Consider the following 18,998-nt stretch of genomic DNA (forward strand, 5'->3'; position numbering starts at 1 on the left):
GAAAGTATTCACAGCGAGTACTTTCTAGCTTTTTTGCATGCGGAAAATTATTTTTGCATCTAATGTCGTGTTACAATGGAAGTAAGAGATAAAGGAGGCGATCACAATGGAACATACAAATCAAGAAAAACCTTTCACACAAGTACTTATAAAACATAAGGAAGTTCAAAATGTCCAAGATTTTGCGACAATGCTTGAGAAAATTGCACAAAAGTTGAAACAAGAAGGAAAATTCACTTTCATACAAGGAACAGAACAAATCGAAGTGGCTCCAAGTAATCAATTGAAAGTTGATTATAAGTACACGGTAAAAGGAGACAAACACGAATTTGAAATTGAATTCGAATGGTCTCCAAATTCCAAGGTTGAGAATAAAATGACCATTGAATGATTGTATTGGCAACTTTTTTGAAAACGGTTTCAAAACGGGATTGGTTTTAGTATGATTCAAGTATGCAAGTTGCCCATACAGGGTGATGGAACACTTCATATAATATGACGCATTTCTGATGAAATGGTTGTCATTGGAACACCACAAAATCGTTCTGAAAACGTGTTTCGCTTACTCAAATTGCATGATACAAAAGGAAATGAGCTTCATCGGTTTGACATTGGCGCAGATGAAATTGCAGAAATCTACCAATCACGTTGGGCAATCGAACTTTTTTTCAAATGGATGAAACAACATCTGAACATTAAAAAGTTTTTTGGTCACAGTGAACAAGCTGTACATAATCAAGTGTACGTAGCCATGATAGTGTACTGTCTGAATGTTTTAGCTCAGCTGAACACGAATAGCGAACGCAGTTACTTACAAATTAGTCGCTATTTGAAGGCTTCTTTGTGGAAATCCGCTCACATTTGGTTACGAAAAATCGAAGGAAACGGCGTCCCATAAAGGTTTGCCAGTCGTTGTTGCACAAGTCATAGGTTATAGTAAAAAAAATGGATGTTTACGACCCTCGCTTAGGTGTTTTCGTTTTTTCTCTAAAGTCCTGAAAAAATAAAACTGAAAATTCAGACATCATTTATGCGACGGTAGTGACTTAACAGTAATGTAATATTTCAACCATTTATTTTTTCCAAAGAAAAAAGCGGATTGGGAAACATCTTTTTCCTCAATCCGCTCTGATTTTTAGCATTAATACTTTCCTAATCTCGGTTCAATACCTTCTCTTTTAAGGCGATGCATAAAGGTAATAGCTTGTGCTCGCGTCAAGTTGCCTGACGGGTTAAAGTTCAAATAATCTTGTGGTTTAGAAACATTTGTACCTGTCGTAATTTTATTTTTATACATCCAATCTACTGCTTCTTCCTCTGACATATTTTGACCTGTGTAAACTTTTGCTAACATTTTCGCTACAAGACCACGACGCAATGGCTCGTTCGGCTTTTTGCTCACTTCAATTTTTTCTCTTACCGCAATTTGATAATATGTGTCATACCAGTTCCCATTCGGCGAATCCTTTGCCTCATGTGGCAACGCATATCTTAATAACATCGCTAGCCATTGAGCTTCCGTAATATTTTGATTTGGATTTAAACGATTTGTTACTGGATCCCCTTTGATGACTTTGTTTTGAATGCCCCATTCAAAAGCTGGCACCCAATATGCTCCTGCTTCATAATCATTAAATTTCTCTATCGAAATGTTGCTATCAGCAATTCTGAAAGTATACGGAACTTTATTGTTTTCCCCTTGGTAATGAGATACTTTAATTGTGTAGAAACCTTGTACTAAATCTAGGTTTCCAACTTTTCCAACTGAACCATTCCCTTTAGTAGAATAATAATCTTTACGAACCTTTCCTAATGAATCTGTAATTTCTAATTTAAAAGTTGTTGAACTAGATTGAGTCATATACACATCGACATTTGTCTGCCCGTTAATATATAAGCGATAGTAATCAACATCATGATTTGTGCTTAATACCCCTTTTGCAAACTGCCCTAAGTACATTTCATTAGCAGTGGATGGAGTATTGTTCAGTTCTGTTTCAAAATTCGCATCCGCTCTGAAATTCACAGTGAAGTTATAAGGGATATTATTTAAATCTCCCTCTTTAGTAAGGATTTTTAAATAATAAGTTCCTTCTGGTAGCCCAGTATGGATAATTGTTGTTGTACCGGAAGCATAAGAAGTTTCCCAAGTTTCTATTGGATTTCCATTGGCATTTAACAAAGACACTTCAAATTTCGTTTTAGGCGATTGAGTGATGTTCACCTTTACCTCACTATTTGCTGCTAGCTTGAAAGAATAGAAGTCACTCGTTGGATCTGCCCAACCTGCATACGTTGTATTGAGTAAAATAGGATTTGCTTTATTTCGATCATTGTTATCTTCTTTTTCCACAAGATCTGTTGCTGTATAATTAACTCTTAATGTATATGGCGCATTTGTGCTATCGCCTTTAAAGTGTTCAACTTTTATATAATACGTTCCTTTATCTAATCCTTGGAAGAATAGCGTTTCTACTCCTTGATTTGGAGCACTTTTTGTTTCATATACTTCCAATTCTTTATTAAATGAATTGATAAGCGTTACGCGAAATTGGGTTTTTTCAATATTTGTCATCCCTACTTCGATTTTCCCTGCTCGATTTAGGGTAATTTTATAAAAGTCTTTATCATTTAAATTTGCGATGTTTGCATTCACAACTGCTCGGCCATTTTCAAACTTAAGTTCTTTTGCTTGGGATATAGAGTCATTTGGCTCGTTTTCTGCCGCAAAAGCTGTACTTATCGTAAATATAAGTGCAGCTACCATCGTAAAAACTTGCAATAACTTTTTCAACGCAATTCCTCCTCCTACCTAATTGTGTTTTCTAGGTATAATGTTAACAATAGAGGAATTGTTTGGTAGACCCATTTTCAAATATGGTCCTATATGCCTTGAAAAGCTACTAGGCATTTTTATGATGGTGCCCAACATTTCTTGTGAGAAACACAGTTTCCAGCATCTCTATGTTTGGCGCTTCATTCTTGGTGCCAGTTACTTTTTGTATAGTGCAAGGTACTTATTTAGATGGTACCTAGAATGTTTTGAACTTTTAGCAACTTCATATACTTACTTTTACTGACTGAATTGCTTTTGCAATGTTACGCGAATGTATATTACTTGCGTTTAACTTTTTCAATTTAACAAAATACATACCTCTCTTTGATATATAGTAAGCAAGTTCTTCTTCTATTTCTGCAGGCACCTGATTTTTTGTAATGATATCTATGATTAAATCTTGTATAGCCCATTGATCATGATAGGAAGCTAACTCCCACATTTCTTTTAAGCATTCCAATTGGATAGCAGAACTTTGTGGTACAGCCTTAAAAAATCTGTTGAGGAAATAACCAAATGAGTTCATTGCACTGAATGGCCATCCTACTCGTGCATAACAATGGTTAAGATTTTGAATAAACAATTTTATAAATTTTAGTGCTTTATCTTCTCCTATATCTGATACAAACTTTGATATTTCGCTTATATTATCAAAGTAGTTTATTATAGGCTCGATAAAATCGTAATAAACATGATCATATATATTTGATTTCATAATAACTTCGTAAAGTTCTTTCGACTCAACACCGTTTTTTTGACTTAAATATTCCCTCACAGTCATATGCTCCCAATTTAAAAAACTCAACTTTGATTGCAGCATCTTATTTTTGAGCAATTCCTTTTTTAAAATAGAAACATTTTCAAATCGATCCTCTATTTTTTCAGAAATTGCACCTTTAATAATGAATTTAAATGCTGATGGAGCATCACGCAAATTGCTTGGTTCTCTTCCTGTAAGAACAAAGTATAATATTTTCCCTAAGGAATATATATCGCTCTGAATAGTTGCATCCTTTAATTTATCTACTTGTTCTGGTGCTGCATAGTAATAAGTTCCAGTACAATATCCACCTTGAGAAAATCTAGAATAATCCTTTTCTCCCCCAAAGCCGCTGATGTACCATTCCCCATCTATTAATAAAATATTTTGTGGAGTTAGATTTCGATGTAAGATACTTCTAGAATGCGCAATTGATATTCCATCAAGAATACGTTCAAAAATATTGGTACGTGTTTCAATATTTAAGAGTTGATGATTACTTGTTATATATTGTTGCAAATTTTGTTCTGCATAAGGCATGATATACCACAGTTCATCTTCATTATAGGCTATTAATGGAACGATATGTGGTTCCCCTTTTAGAGCATGCAATATGTCAATTTCTCTTTTAAATCTTTTTACAGTTGCTTCATCGTTTTTAAATTCCCTCTTCAATTTTTTAACAGCGTATTTGTGACCATTCTCATCAACATATCTTGATACAATTGTAATTGCGCTTTCACCAATAATATCTTCATATTGTAGTTCGCATAACATGGCTTCTTCTTCCTTTAATGGGATTTTATTTTCATGGTTCAATTTAAACAATTCTGAAAGTATTAAGAATGTATTGCTAAATAGAAAACTCCACTTATGCATTATTAATATATTGTTATCCTGTACTGTCACTTGATCAACATGAAAATTTAATAGAATCAGGGACATTACCATTTCATCGTTTTTTAATAATTGTATATCAAGTTCATACTACATTTATTCTTTTAATCATAATTAGGGATATTCTATTCATAAGTGTAAAAGAAGGTAGATCAATTATAAGAAAAAACGGCACAAATTCTTGTGTGATAAGAATTTATGCCGTTTTTATCCTTATAAAAATGTTTAGTGATAGGGTCTTACTCAGACACCTTTCTGTCTCATCTCGCCAAGTAGTGATGCCAAGCACTTACTAAGGATTCCAGCGACTCTTCCGCTGCTTCTCTGCTTTCTTTCACCACACCAAAGTAGAATTTACATTTTGGTTCAGTTCCGGATGGACGGATCGTTACCCAGGAGTCATCTGCCAACACAAACTTCAATACATTTTCCTTAGGCAAAGTTAATGGCTCAGTTGTGCCGTCCACCAAATATGCCAAACCCTTCCAGTAATCTTCCACCCTTACTATCGGCACGCCATCAACTTCCTTTGGTAAATCCTTACGCAACCCATCTAAAATGGCTTTCATTTTCTCTTGTCCATCTTTTCCTTCAAACACTTTTGACACTAGAGCCTCACGATAATAACCAAACTCCCCATATAACTCTTCCAACACTTGCGACAATTTTTTTCCTTTCGTAGCATAATGAGCTGCCATTTCAGCGACCTGAATCGCTACTTGCACGGCATCTTTATCGCGAGCGAATGGCTTAATCAAATAACCATAACTTTCTTCATAACCAAATATAAATGTATATTCTTCCGTTTTCTCAAACTCCGCAATTTTTTCAGCAATGTACTTAAATCCAGTTAATGTGTCAAAAGTCTTTACATTGTATTTCTTCGCAATCGCAGTACCCATTTCTGAAGTTACAATCGTCTTCACCATCGCGCCTTTTTCCGGCAAAGTACCTTGCTCTCTCTTCGTCTCTAATAAATATTGTAATAATAGAGCACCAAGCTGATTTCCTGTCAAAAGCTCATACTTCTCCCCGTTCCAAACAGCAACACCGAGGCGATCGGCATCTGGATCGGTCGCCAATAACAAATCTGCCCCAACTCTTTCTCCCAACTCCGTCGCTAGCTTAAAAGCAGCAGGTTCTTCAGGATTCGGGTAAGCAACCGTTGGAAACGAACCATCTTGAGTTGCCTGGGATTCTACTACATGAACATTTGTAAATCCAAATGCCTCTAATCCCTTTGTTACTGGTACAAAACCTGTCCCGTGCAACGGAGTATACACTATGCTTAACCCAAGAGCTAAGTCTTGTCGATTCTTTAACGTCAATAAATTTGCCAAATACTTTTCATCATACTCTTCTAAAATCCAATGCAAAAAACCTTGCTTCTCTAATTTATCTTCAGACGCCACTTCAATCGCAAATATATCCTCAATTTTTTCCATATGATCCACAATTGTTTTCGCCGCTGATGGAACTAACTGCGCCCCATCTTCGCCATACACTTTAAAACCATTATACTGTTTTGGATTGTGGCTCGCCGTAATCACAACACCTGCGAAGGCATGTAACTCTCGAACAGTAAAGGACAATTGTGGTGTTGGCCGCGGTTCCTTATATAGATAAGAAGAAATTCCATGAGCCCCTAAAACACGAGCCGTCTCCAACGCAAATTCATAAGAATAATGCCGAGTATCATAAGCGATGACGACTCCCCGGCGTTTTGCTGATTCCCCTTGAGAATCGATATAACAAGCTAGCCCTTCAGCAACTCGACGAATTGTATAGATATTCATGCGATTCGTACCAGCACCTAGGATACCGCGCATCCCTGCTGTCCCAAAGGATAAATATTGATAAAACCGGTCCTCAATCGCAGCAAAATTTTCTGCAATTTGCTCCAGTTCTTCTTTTAAATAATTCGGCAAGTCTTCATTTTTCCATTGTTGATAAAGTTCTATCACACTCATTTTGACACCTACTCAATAACGTAATTGTACCTTCATTTTCATGCTTTTAATTATGGCATAGATAAACTAAAAAACCAATGTTGTTACTATAATTAGGAATTAGAGTAATTTTAAATAAAAATGAAAAGAGCAAATTGGAAAACGCTTCGTTTTCACAATTCGCTCCTTTTTCGAGACCATTAGATTGTCCCTTTATGATGAAGAGGAGAATGGCAACAATAGTTTAACAGATTTTAAAAAATATTCCATTACAAATTGATAAATCTTCTTCTGCCTGAAATATATTTTGTTTCACATAACAATGCAAGGGCAAGTCTTCTTCTTTCCCACACTTTTTCCGCTGATAATCGAATAAGAAAGCGTTCGTTATTATGGAATATAATATAGCAATGATTTTTATCAACAGGCTGAACTTTGAAAGTTAAATCGATAACCCATAATGGTTCTCGGTAATCTTTATATGGAAATTGACAGGCTACAATTCCTCTTTCTTCTGAAATAATGATGGGCGGATTTTTCCGTTTTCTTAAAATTCTTCTCGCTGATTTTAGTCGCCCATTTAAATCCGAACCGAAATAAATACAGATGTCATCCAGAAGTTGATACGTGTTTTTGGTTGAAGCTATTTTCCCATAATCATAAGTCAAAACCTGAGATGAATGCACTTCAGTATAGAAAGGAGTAATTGCAAAAACATTAAAATTTTTCATCATGTCCAATTCATTGAATTCATTCATACAATAACTTCCTCCTATGCTAATTTGCTTCATCTATTTTGAAATAGTAAATATTTAATGAACTTTTCCAATTTTATTTATAAAGGATAATAGAATTGAACCGTTTTTACTACTTACAACTAAAATTATACAGAATAAACAAAAAAATACAATACAAATTATGGAATTTTTAAAATTTTCTTTAATTTATAGATAATAGTATAGAAAAATCTAGTAATTATTAGTAGAAAATCATGATAATAGTCGATTCGAAAAAATATAAAACTTCTCTTACGATAGTAGCACCCGGGAATATTGATCAGTACTGATCGTAGGAGAAGAAGGATGGAAACATTTGATCAAGTACTCGAACAATATACACCGATGATTTATAGCGTAGTAAAACGAGCAAAAGTGTATAAAAACCACGACGATTATCGTCATTGTGCAACAATCGCATTATGGAATGCATGGAGAAACTATGAACCTTCTTACGGCCCATTTGCACCATATGCTTATCGCACAATGCTCACGACGATTTACCGAGAAATGAGCAAGGAAAATCATTATGAGAAACATTGTACAAGCTTCGACAAAGAAACTCTTACATTTTTAGCACAACAGATGGAAATCAAAAACGGTGGACAGTCAAGCTGTTCGGATATTTTTTTGAAGCTGGAGACAATCGTCTCTAAGGAAGAAATGGAACTGCTGTTGGATCTTTATTATTACCGATATAAATACGATGAACTAGCGGAGAAATATAGTGTTTCTGTTTCAGCTTTGAAGAAACGGAGGAATCGATTAATCAAACGGTTGCGGGAGGAGTTGGGGTGAGAGTGTAATGCTAGGTACTTGATGCAAAATCGAATATGGGCAGTACCGAATAATCATTATTTTTTCTGTACTGCCCGATTATTTAGTCTAATGTCTTGGTATCGATATACTGAAGTTATATACCAAAAAAGCTATCTCCATATTTAATAGTCTTGTAAACACTTAAGTATTCACGATTTCAAAGTAAGATTCTTCGTCTCGATTTTTTCTTTTCTCTCTTTCTTTCCTTCAGCCTTTGTTTTGTCAAATAATACAATAATTGTTTTAAATTGAATAATAATATCTAGAATGAATGAATAATTTCTAATGTAGAATAAATCAAACCGTAATTTATCATCAACACTAGTTGTATATTTACCCATTATTTGTGCATAACCAGTAATACCTGGTTTAACAATATTTCGATAAAAATAATGGTTTAATTCCTTTTCAAACTGTTTTGCAAAATACTCTCTCTCAGGTCTTGGACCGACAATGGACATATCACCTTTAAGCACATTAAGCAATTGTGGCAATTCATCCACTCTTGTTTTACGCATAAATCGACCAACTTTTGTAATACGGGGATCATTTTCTCCTGCTAATACAGGACCTGTCATCTTTTCTGCACCTTCAACCATTGAACGGAACTTATATATAATAAACTCCATATTGTCTTTGCCTAAACGTTCTTGCTTATAAAAAATACTGCCTTTTGGATCCTCCAACTTAATAAGGAGGGCAAAAATTATAAACAACGGTGAAAGCAGAACTAAAGCAATAAACGATGCAACGATATCATATAACCGTTTTACAGCTTGTTGTCCCATCGACAAGCCAAGTGGTTTCATTGCCATGACCATTGTATCATCTATAGTTGTATTAACTGAGTGGGCCAATAATAAATCATAAAGATTTGGAATTACATAAACAGGTTTACCCTTTTCGACAGAATGGTAAATCACTTTTAGTTTTTTCTCATTTTCAATACCCGAACCAATCATTATAGAATCTACAAATTGTAAATGTTTCAAAATTTGATTTATTGGTTCACTGCTGCAGATAAATTTCACATGTACTTTTTTGCCATATTGATTTAAAATTTGGTCAGTAATTTTATCTTCTTCTTCTTCACCGCCAATAAAAAGAATGGTTCCGATGCTTTTTGAAAAAATTATATTGTATAAAATCTTCCAAGAGATTAACAAAATATTCATCAGTATGTATGCAATTAATATGACAGAACGTGGAAGTGCAAATTCACGGAACAAGAAGGAAGCTGCCATCGTAAAAAATAGCATTAATGTACTTGCAATGACAATGCTTCGTATAATATCCCAATTACTTTTTGTATCAAATATATATAATTCGTACATTACAATAAAAACTAAACCTATTAATAGTATCCATGGTAATAGAGAAATAAAAGCATTCCAGTTTTGTGGATTAATATTATCAAATCTTATATGAAATGCAAGAATATAAGCTGCAAATATAAATACTATATCTATAAAAATCATTAAATATTTGCGACTCTTATGACTTACTACATCTGACAAAAAAAAACCCCCTAGTATTTAAAAATATACTAGGGTCATTGTAACATAAATATAATTAAATTCACTAGAGTAATATTGGTAATATTTTGTTAAATGTTTGGGATGGACTAAAAACTTAACGACTTTGACGACTTTCAAATCTCCAAGCATCTCTACACATATCAACAATACTTCGTTTAGCTTTCCAACCTAATTCTTTTTCTGCCTTCGAAGCGTCTGCGTAACAAACCGCAATATCTCCTGGTCTACGTTCCACTATTTCATATGGCACTTTTATTCCATTTGCCTCTTCAAAAGCATGAACTAACTCTAACACACTAGTTCCTTTCCCAGTGCCCAAATTGTAAATATGTACACCTTTTGAAAGATGCTTATACGCTGCTACATGCCCTTCTGCCAGATCCATGACATGGATATAATCTCTCACACCTGTACCGTCCGGTGTAGGATAGTCATTGCCGAATACTCTTAACTTTTCTAAATCTCCTTTTGCCACTTTTGTAATATATGGCATCAAGTTATTTGGAATGCCATTTGGATCTTCCCCGATTAATCCACTCTCGTGGGCACCAACTGGGTTAAAATATCTTAAAATCGAAACAGAAAAGATTGGATTCGCCTTTGCCACATCCATTAAAATCCTTTCACTCATAGCTTTTGTTTCGCCATAAGGGTTCGTTGTCGGCAATAGCTCCATTTCCTCTTTAAAAGGCACTTTATTTTCACCATAAACGGTTGCAGAAGAGCTGAATACAAATTTATTCACATTATATTTTTTACATACTTTCGCTAAAATCATTGTACTTACTACGTTATTTAAATAGTATTTTAACGGTTCTGCAACAGATTCTCCAACCGCCTTATATCCTGCAAAATGAATAGCCCCTTCTATATCATGTTTTAAAAAAATTTGTTCCAAGGCTTCTTCATCAGTCACATCAACATTGTAAAAAATAAAATTGTCATTTAATTTTCGAAGATTTTCTAACACTGGAGGCTTACTGTTTGAAAAATTATCTACTATAATCAATGAATAGCCTTGTTCCATTAAAGCCACACATGTATGCGATCCGATATATCCGGCTCCACCTGTTACTAAAATTTTCATCATTTTTCAACCCCATCTATTTATCAAAATTGCCCATCAAGCTAGTAAAATAATAGCATAGTAAACAGAATAAACTAAATTTTAATTATATACAATAACTCCACTAATTTGAATTCATTGAAAAGATTTATTAATATATTTTTACTTACATATTCTATATTTTTTAACTCTTTATTGCTAAATGGAATAGTGAGTTTAATGTCAAGTCTTTCATGCTTTGTGTTATGATTATGAGTGTATTTATTAAGAAGGAGAGAGTTTGTTTGAAAAAAATTCGAAAAGCCATCATCCCAGCGGCAGGTTTAGGAACACGGTTTTTACCTGTAACGAAAGCCATGCCAAAAGAAATGTTACCGATAGTAGATAAACCAACCATTCAATATATTGTCGAAGAAGCGATTGCTTCTGGAATTGAAGATATTATCATCGTTACCGGTAAAGGAAAACGGGCGATTGAAGACCATTTTGACCACGCCTTTGAACTGGAGGCAAATTTAATCGAAAAAGAGAAATTCGATCTATTGGAGAAAGTCCGTGTATCATCGGATATTGATATTCACTATATCCGTCAAAAACAGCCTCTTGGACTTGGACATGCCATTTGGTGTGCACGTAATTTTATTGGTAATGAACCGTTTGCTGTCTTACTTGGAGATGATGTAGTTCAAAGTGAAACACCATGTTTAAAACAATTAATTAATCAATACAATCGCACTTTTTCTAGCGTCATTGGTGTAATGGAAGTGCCGGACAGCGAAGTTCACCGCTATGGTGTCATCGATCCAATTTCAACGGACACCCCTTTAATGCAAGTATCAAAGTTTATTGAAAAGCCATCTAGAGAAGAAGCACCTTCCAATTTTGCGATTATTGGAAGATATATCTTAACTCCTGAAATTTTCCGTTTCTTAGAACAAAAGAAAATGGGAAAAGGTGGAGAAATTCAATTAACAGATGCCATTGAAGAATTGAATACAATCCAACGAGTATTTGCCTATAGATTTGAAGGGAAACGCTATGATGTCGGTAATCAAATGGGATTCATTGAAACGACGATTGATTTTGCTTTAAATCGTGATGACTTACGGGAAGATGTAAAAAAATTCATTTTAGAAAAAGCAAAACAATTATCTGAACAATGATTCATTAGGGAGGAATTTTCAATGGTTTCCTCCAATAGCCATTTTGTTTAAATCTTTTCTATGTCATAATAAAAGGACGAATAAATATAGAAATGAGGCATGAAATTGGTCACTCATTTAGTACAAACTACACTTTTAAACTGTAATCTAGAAGAGCATGACATAGATCAATATAAAGACCAGGTTAAAGAAATCCACTATCAATTGGAAAATTCCAGTAATATGACGGGATGGATCGACTACCCTTTACAAAATCATGATGAACTTTTCAAACAAATACAAAATTTGAAAAACGAAATCTGTGCAAAAGCAGATGTTCTAGTTGTTATAGGAATTGGCGGATCATTTTTAGGTGCCCGAGCGGTGCAAGATGCGTTAACTCCATATTTTGGCATACATAAAAATGGAATTGAAGTAATATATGTTGGGCATCATATGAGCGGTGCCTATATGAAACAAATTCTTACATATCTTTCTGATAAAGAAGTATACATCAATGTCATTTCGAAATCTGGAGGTACAATGGAGCCTGCACTTGCCTTCAGAGTGTTACGTCAGTATATGGAAGAACGTTACGGTGAAGAAGCTGTTCATCGAATCATTGTCACAACGGATCCTGAAAAGGGATTGTTAAAGAAAACCGCCGATTTAGCTGGATATCGCCGTTTCGAGATTCCTCCTAATATTGGTGGTCGCTATTCGGTGTTAACCCCTGTAGGATTGCTACCTCTTGCCATTGCAGGCATTGAAATTGGACAATTTATGGAAGGTGCTAAAAAAGCAGCATGTGAATTAAAAGATCCTGATTTAGCAAATAACCATGCTTACCAATATGCTGTCATGCGAAATAAGCTCTACAACGAAGGATATAGCGTGGAATTGCTAGCCTCCTTTGAACCTTCTTTAAAGAAATTCCATGAATGGTGGATGCAGCTATTTGGTGAAAGTGAAGGAAAAGAAAGAAAAGGATTGTTCCCAACATGTGTTACTTACTCTACGGATTTACATGCAATCGGACAATTCATTCAAGAGGGGAGCCCAATCTTGTTTGAAACGCTTCTTCACTTCCATGATATTGAAGGTGATTACATCGTGCCTTATGACGAACGGAATGAAGATGGATTAAATTATTTAGCAGGCCGCTCCTTTAACGAAATCAATGCAACTTCCAAACAAGGCACGGCTCTCGCCCATGCAGAAGGGGGAGTTCCTGTAATACAACTGGAAATGGCGAAGCTGGATGCTTATCATTTAGGCTATCTTATATACTTCTTTATGAAAGCATGTGCCATGAGTGCAAAATTAATTGATGTAAATCCTTTCGACCAGCCAGGTGTGGAAGCGTATAAGAAAAAAATGCTTGAATTGTTGAAGTCTTAAAAAAGCACAATTCAAAATCACAAAAAATCCACCTCCTTGTAAACATATGTATACAAGGAGGTGTTTTTTGTGTTATTTGAATCTAAAGCTTCTATTTAGCTGAATTCAATCCCAGTTCTTCTTTTATTTTGGTAGTTGATATTTCGGGTGTTCTGCTTAAATAAACCACTTCGCAATATTCTTTTAAGTAATCAAACTTCCCTTTCCAATCATCCCCAATGACAAAGGTATCCACCTTATAATTTAGAATGTCATCGATCTTTTGTTCCCAACATTCTTCTGGAATGACCAAATCGACATAACGAATTGCTTCAACCAACTTTTTTCTTTCTTCATATGAAAAGTAGCATTTTTTCCCTTTTTGTTCATTAAATTCATTCGTTGATAAACCAACTATTAGATAATCTCCGAGTTCCTTTGCTCTTTTTAATAAATTAATATGGCCATAGTGCAACAAGTCGAATGTACCGTATGTAATTACTCGTTTCAATTTTTTTCCTCCATATTTTAATTTCACTACCAACACTAATTCAATTTTATCTGATTTTAATAATACCCAACACCCGTTTATTGCTTATTCATAAAATTGCTATTTAACAAACCATATTTTTTTACGTAATAGTATCGATATATAAATACAAGAAGTTCAGTAAATAATACTAATAAAGCAACTAGTTTTACTGACAATACTGGTATTAAAATAACGAGGAGAACGACATGTATAATAGATGCATATATTACACTTTTATTAACTTCTCTTGTATATCCTAATGCTCCTAATAAAGGATACCCCATTAATATACTCGGCATCATATATATAGCAGCTATCATGAATATTTTTAATAAAACTGCACTTTCTTCATAACCGCTGCCAAATATTAATTTTATTACTAAATCTGAAAATATAAACACAATCAATACAACAATGATATTTGAAATAGTTGAGAGTTTAAATAATTTTTTATAAAGGCGAATGTTTTTACTATGAGCTATATAAGGATAAAGAACATTATTTAAAGGCTGATAAAGACTGACTGCAGCTCTGAACAATTTATCCGCTGAACCAAAAATTCCGGCTGCAGCTGGTCCCAAAAATAATCCTACAACAAAGGTATTGCTAGTAGTATATAAAGAAACTGCAATTCGGGACCAAAAAAATTGTAAACTATTTTTAAACTGATTTATCAGGTTTTCCTTTGAAGGAATTGTAAACTTTATGTTAATGATTTTTAAAATGATGCATAGTGATATTAATCCTACTATTAAGTATCCTATAGAATTTAATAGTGCAACTAACGGCAAGTCATTTTGATCCTTTATAAATATGAAAATTGTTAGTGTAAAAAAGATTTTAATGCTGGCATTCAAAATTGTGATAAATTTCATTTTTTCTAATCCCTGATACACAAATGTTGAAAGCAACATATTCCCAAATACCATAATAAACATGATTAAATGCACTTGCCAATATTCACTGATAGACGGCACAAACATAATTAGTGCAATTAAAATAAGTAAAGAGATGATCATTAAAATAAATTTAATTACTAATATGGAACTAAAAATTTCTGATAATTTTTTTGAATGATGTCTATTGATTGATACTTCTCTAGTACCAGATAAATCAAATCCAAAATCAACAATGACAATAAAATACGCAATAAGGGCTTGTGAAAAAATATATACTCCATATCCTTCAAGAGATAATACACGTGCAAGATATGGGAGTGTAACAAATGGAAGTATATAATTCAAAAGTTGCATTATCGTTAATGCTGAGAAATTTTCAATTAATCTTCTTTTATCTGTCATATTATCCATCATCACTTCAGTTTAATTTATAGGACCCGCATATTATAAAGCTAAGTTCAGTTTTTCGAAAAAATCTCATAACTTATAATATGTTTTGCTCTGTTTTGCTCTTCGATTGGCGGTACTGTCATATAATTGCTTCCGTAATGTTCCGTTAAATATTCAGTAATATTGGCTGGAACATTATAAGGTTTATTTTCAAATAATAATTTTTGAGTAGGAATTAGCCACTCTTTCTTATAAAAATCCTTCTGAATAAAATACTGTACATCAATGGCATATAAATTCTTATTCAACAATTTGCCCAATTTTCTATAACCTTTTAAACATAATAATACTATAGGTAGTGGGAGGAATCTCCTCATGATTTTGGCAATTCTTCTCTTTTTCCCTGTAAAAGTTTCGAATTGAATATCGTTATATACTGCTAATACTCGAAATACTAAGTTGCTAAAAAAAGGGCTTAATTTAAATGGTACTTGCGAAAATGGAAAAATATCTATAAATATCCCTTGATTAATGTTGTGAGTCTGCACATATTTATTGTCAGTAAATCCTTTTTCTACAATTCTGCTATTTTTATATCTTAATTTCGTGGCGTATCCAATTTCTGGGAAATTATCTGTAGTCCCATCCTGTACAAAAATATCATTCGGAAGTTCTTCTTTTAATTTTTTGATCAAAAAATGGTAATCATCATAAAAAATTCCTATATCAATATCGTCGTCCCAAGGTATAAATCCACTATGTCTATATGCACCCAAAGCACTTCCACCTTCAAGCCAATAGTGGATATTATGTTTTTCACACACTTTTACGAATTGATCCAACAAATATAATTGTACTTCTTTTAGCCCCTCTGGTTTTATTTGTTCATTCATTTTGCAACTTGCTCCTTATAAATTTTGAAAATAAATTAAATTCCATCAATACTATTCATATTTTTAATAAAAATAAACCATCAGAGGTTAAAATTAATTATATTTCGCAATCTTATATCTAACTAAATCAAAGTTCTTGGCAAAATAATATTTACTAATTGACATGCTTTTAATAAATTTCAGTAAGCCTAATAGCAATTTTTTATCCTTAATATCTTTTACAGCTTCATAATAAAGCACACCTGCATTATTAAATTTTTCTTTTTCGACATCAGTTGCCAGTTTTTTGTTATTATTAATTAATTTGATTAATTCATCCGTATTATTGATCTGATTGTTCTTATAAAGTTTTGTTAAAGATTTTGTATTCAAAAATTGTTCAAGACTATAACTTTTTGAAATACTATTGCCTCTCACTCTATATTTCAATATAGTTTGATCCATTTTCCCTATTTTTGCATCCATTTCTAAACATCTTAAAGAAAAATCATAATCTTCACAATAAGGTACATCTCGATAACCATTAAGCTTTTTATAAAGCTCTGCTTTTAGGAACCATGTTGGATGGTTACTAACATTTGTAATTTTAAGTAATTTTTTTATCTTTGATGGCGTTAGAATATGATTATTTGTTTCGTATATTTGATTTCCATGCTCGTCAATTATTTTAATTCCGGAAAAAACAAAATCCAGATTATTTTCTTCAAGATATTTTTTTTGAAGGGCTAACCTGTCCAATTCCGAAATATCATCAGCATCCATCCTTGCAATATATTTACCTTTACAATGTTCAAGAGCAGCATTTAAGCTTTTTACCAACCCCATATTTTCACGATTAAATATTAATTTAATCCGTCGATCTTTTTCAGAATATCTTAATAATAAATCTTTCAGTTCTTTATTGTTGGGATTATCCAATACAATGATAAACTCTATATTTTTATAAGTTTGATTCAGTATGGAATTAATACTTTCCTCAATCCATTCCAATTCTTCATTATATGTACTCATTATTACTGAGATTAAGTCACTCATGAATTACAATCCTCGCTTTTTTAATCTTCAATTGAGTTCGAATAAATAGATTTTTTCATTTTCTATCACTGAGTAAAGAATTGATTTTATTCAAAATTTGTGATTTTTCTATTACAGTGTTCCATAAAAAGTCGTTTGCGTTAAAGTTCGATTTAAATTCATGTTGGCTAATTTTGGTAATATCAAATTCTAAATTTGTTGGATTCAACTTATAAAAAGAACAATTGTGTTTTTTTTCAAATTGCCTAATCCATTGATAATCCGTTGTTATTACTTTTAAATCCAAAGCCAAATATTCAAGCAACTTCGTAGAGGTTTGAATATTGTACGGATATTGATCCGGAATAAAATTGATACCGTAAATAGCTTTCGAAGCAATTTTAGGAACTTCTGAATATGCGACTTTGCCTGTGAAAATTAAATTTTGATTGTTTTTGTATTCGTTATATATATCATTATCTACATTTCCAATTAAACAAATCTTACCATTATTTTTTTCTGTAAAAGCCTTTAATAACTGATCTATATTTCTGCTTTTTGAGATTAGTCCAACATAAACAAATTCATATTCTTTTTTATCTTTATCTACATATAGAAAACTCTTGTCGATTCCCATATCTCTATAACAGAAATCAACATTATCATGAAAATTAAAACCAGACTTCACATTCTCATTTAAAAAGATTCTTAAGTTTGGCTTATGATTAAGCAAAACCTTCAATTTGTTTCTGATTAGCGGAAATTTCCCAGTAGATAATGAAGCATATTCATGAATAAGTAATTGGTTCTTAACTTTAACTCCTCCAAAACCTTTGAACTCCCAAATAACATCGAAATCATTAAAGTTATACTCACCTAATAACTTTGAAGAATCATACGCCTGAAATCCATCAAATTTATGAAAATATTGAATATAAGCATCTATCTCAGGCAAAAACGACTTTTCGTTTCTTATAAATAATATTTTAACCAATCTAGTATTACACCATCCCATAAAATAGTTTAAAGCAACCGCTCCAATTAGAAACTATATAACGAGTATAATCCACTTCATTATTTTTCAAATATACTATTATAGATAAAATCATTTGCTTCGGCATCAATAATAATTAGTTTATATAATAATAGTAAGTGAATGATTATTACAAAACCGTATAGTAATATTTTAAAATATTTATTTTTAATTTGATTTAAAAGAATTACGATACAAATAATTTCAAAGAATTGGAAATACATACCCAATCTATTAAATAGATAGCTGGAAATTGCAAAGATCCTAAATATTGTACCGATCATATAAAAATTCATTGCAATTTTATATTCATTTGGAATATTCTTAAGTTTTACAAGTAATAAAATAGCAATAAGGGTTTTAATTAATACTCCAGGCGATAATATACTATTTTCAGTATTAGATAACAAATCACTGTTCAAATACTTTTGAGCGTATGGAGAAAATGATAATAAAAATTCGAGAATCTTTTGGCTTAAATTTAATCCTACTATTAAATAAGAAGCGATGACCAATAAAACAAAAATTGTATATCTCAATTGGATTTTATAAATAAAGTAAAACGGAATCATAAATATGATGGACAAATGAAAACCCGCGCCCAAAAAGATCCAAAATAGAAACTTAAAAAACTTCCGCTCCACTATATACCGGGCTGCAATAAAAAAGATAATAATTGCCACACCTTGTCTCATCGTATTTGCAAATAAAAATAAATACGAAACTGTATATAAAAAGAGGACTAAAATAACATTTATTCCTCGTATATTCCACTTATATATTCCAAATATCAGCAACAATGAGGAAAATAGTGAAATTAGTAAAGTTAAGTAATGGAACTCTCCACCAGAAACTTTCAAAATATAATTCACACCAGTATAAATCCATTCAAAAGTAATATCTTTATACCAGTAATGGAACCATGTTTCGTAGTTTGGGTAATCTGTTCCCACATTATAACGAAATCCAATCATAAAAACACAGAAAGAAATCCAAAACAATGCAAGGAAATTTAAAACTATGTAATTATAAGATTGATTTTTTACAATAAACATTATTACGAGTGTAGCTATC

At 32.6% G+C, this 18,998-nt stretch carries 16 protein-coding genes and 1 pseudogene; 5 read left to right on the top strand and 12 right to left on the bottom strand.

The window, feature by feature from the left end:
• The first annotated feature begins 106 nt into the window (after positions 1 to 106).
• Positions 107 to 391 (top strand): amphi-Trp domain-containing protein, encoded by a 285-nt coding sequence (locus tag NSQ18_RS04350; RefSeq protein WP_339289133.1) that lies wholly within the window; start codon positions 107 to 109, stop codon positions 389 to 391.
• Between the two features lie 114 nt (positions 392 to 505).
• Positions 506 to 898, top strand: a pseudogene (locus tag NSQ18_RS04355) (transposase); the annotation flags it as partial.
• A gap of 243 nt (positions 899 to 1,141) precedes the next feature.
• Here NSQ18_RS04355 and NSQ18_RS04360 read toward each other — a convergent pair.
• The 4 genes from NSQ18_RS04360 to NSQ18_RS04375 all read right to left on the bottom strand — a co-directional run bounded on the left by NSQ18_RS04360 (position 1,142) and on the right by NSQ18_RS04375 (position 7,200).
• The gene (locus NSQ18_RS04360) at positions 1,142 to 2,794 is read right to left on the bottom strand and encodes an S-layer homology domain-containing protein (protein WP_339289135.1); all 1,653 of its coding nucleotides are present in this window, start codon (positions 2,792 to 2,794) and stop codon (positions 1,142 to 1,144) included.
• A 265-nt stretch (positions 2,795 to 3,059) separates the two neighbouring features.
• Positions 3,060 to 4,415, bottom strand: coding sequence for a serine/threonine-protein kinase (locus NSQ18_RS04365; protein WP_339289136.1), 1,356 nt, complete (start codon positions 4,413 to 4,415; stop codon positions 3,060 to 3,062).
• A gap of 338 nt (positions 4,416 to 4,753) precedes the next feature.
• The gene (locus NSQ18_RS04370) at positions 4,754 to 6,463 is read right to left on the bottom strand and encodes a phospho-sugar mutase (RefSeq protein ID WP_339289138.1); all 1,710 of its coding nucleotides are present in this window, start codon (positions 6,461 to 6,463) and stop codon (positions 4,754 to 4,756) included.
• A 248-nt stretch (positions 6,464 to 6,711) separates the two neighbouring features.
• Positions 6,712 to 7,200: a competence protein ComK gene (locus NSQ18_RS04375; protein WP_016839611.1), complete on the bottom strand. Its 489-nt coding sequence runs from the start codon at positions 7,198 to 7,200 to the stop codon at positions 6,712 to 6,714.
• A gap of 324 nt (positions 7,201 to 7,524) precedes the next feature.
• Between NSQ18_RS04375 and NSQ18_RS04380 the strand changes: the two genes are divergently transcribed.
• On the top strand, positions 7,525 to 8,016 hold the full coding sequence (locus NSQ18_RS04380) for a sigma-70 family RNA polymerase sigma factor (RefSeq protein ID WP_339289140.1): 492 nt from the start codon (positions 7,525 to 7,527) through the stop codon (positions 8,014 to 8,016).
• Positions 8,017 to 8,186: 170 nt separating this feature from the next.
• Here NSQ18_RS04380 and NSQ18_RS04385 read toward each other — a convergent pair whose 3' ends face one another.
• Positions 8,187 to 9,554, bottom strand: coding sequence for a sugar transferase (locus tag NSQ18_RS04385; protein WP_339289142.1), 1,368 nt, complete (start codon positions 9,552 to 9,554; stop codon positions 8,187 to 8,189).
• Between the two features lie 115 nt (positions 9,555 to 9,669).
• Positions 9,670 to 10,662 (bottom strand): UDP-glucose 4-epimerase GalE, encoded by a 993-nt coding sequence (gene galE / locus NSQ18_RS04390; protein ID WP_339289601.1) that lies wholly within the window; start codon positions 10,660 to 10,662, stop codon positions 9,670 to 9,672.
• Between the two features lie 263 nt (positions 10,663 to 10,925).
• Between galE and galU the strand changes: the two genes are divergently transcribed.
• A complete protein-coding gene (galU, locus tag NSQ18_RS04395; RefSeq protein ID WP_339289144.1) occupies positions 10,926 to 11,804 on the top strand; it encodes a UTP--glucose-1-phosphate uridylyltransferase GalU in 879 nt (292 codons plus the stop codon).
• A 99-nt stretch (positions 11,805 to 11,903) separates the two neighbouring features.
• Positions 11,904 to 13,184: a glucose-6-phosphate isomerase gene (locus NSQ18_RS04400; protein WP_339289146.1), complete on the top strand. Its 1,281-nt coding sequence runs from the start codon at positions 11,904 to 11,906 to the stop codon at positions 13,182 to 13,184.
• A gap of 91 nt (positions 13,185 to 13,275) precedes the next feature.
• Here NSQ18_RS04400 and tagD read toward each other — a convergent pair whose 3' ends face one another.
• The 6 genes from tagD to NSQ18_RS04430 form a co-directional block, all read right to left on the bottom strand.
• Entirely contained in the window at positions 13,276 to 13,674 is a 399-nt protein-coding gene (gene tagD / locus NSQ18_RS04405) for a glycerol-3-phosphate cytidylyltransferase (protein WP_339289148.1), read from the bottom strand.
• Positions 13,675 to 13,751: 77 nt separating this feature from the next.
• The gene (locus NSQ18_RS04410) at positions 13,752 to 14,996 is read right to left on the bottom strand and encodes a flippase (RefSeq protein WP_339289150.1); all 1,245 of its coding nucleotides are present in this window, start codon (positions 14,994 to 14,996) and stop codon (positions 13,752 to 13,754) included.
• A 56-nt stretch (positions 14,997 to 15,052) separates the two neighbouring features.
• Positions 15,053 to 15,877, bottom strand: a complete 825-nt coding sequence (locus NSQ18_RS04415) for a LicD family protein (protein ID WP_339289152.1) — start codon at positions 15,875 to 15,877, stop codon at positions 15,053 to 15,055.
• A 93-nt stretch (positions 15,878 to 15,970) separates the two neighbouring features.
• Positions 15,971 to 16,912 carry a glycosyltransferase gene (locus NSQ18_RS04420; protein WP_339289154.1) on the bottom strand — a complete coding sequence of 314 codons (942 nt, stop codon included), beginning with the start codon at positions 16,910 to 16,912 and terminating at the stop codon, positions 15,971 to 15,973.
• Between the two features lie 55 nt (positions 16,913 to 16,967).
• Positions 16,968 to 17,885: a glycosyltransferase gene (locus tag NSQ18_RS04425; protein ID WP_339289156.1), complete on the bottom strand. Its 918-nt coding sequence runs from the start codon at positions 17,883 to 17,885 to the stop codon at positions 16,968 to 16,970.
• Positions 17,886 to 17,965: 80 nt separating this feature from the next.
• Positions 17,966 to 18,979, bottom strand: coding sequence for an EpsG family protein (locus NSQ18_RS04430; RefSeq protein ID WP_339289158.1), 1,014 nt, complete (start codon positions 18,977 to 18,979; stop codon positions 17,966 to 17,968).
• Positions 18,980 to 18,998: the final 19 nt, after the last annotated feature.

It is taken from the genome of Ureibacillus sp. FSL K6-0786 (assembly GCF_037965165.1).
GTDB lineage: Bacteria > Bacillota > Bacilli > Bacillales_A > Planococcaceae > Ureibacillus > Ureibacillus thermosphaericus.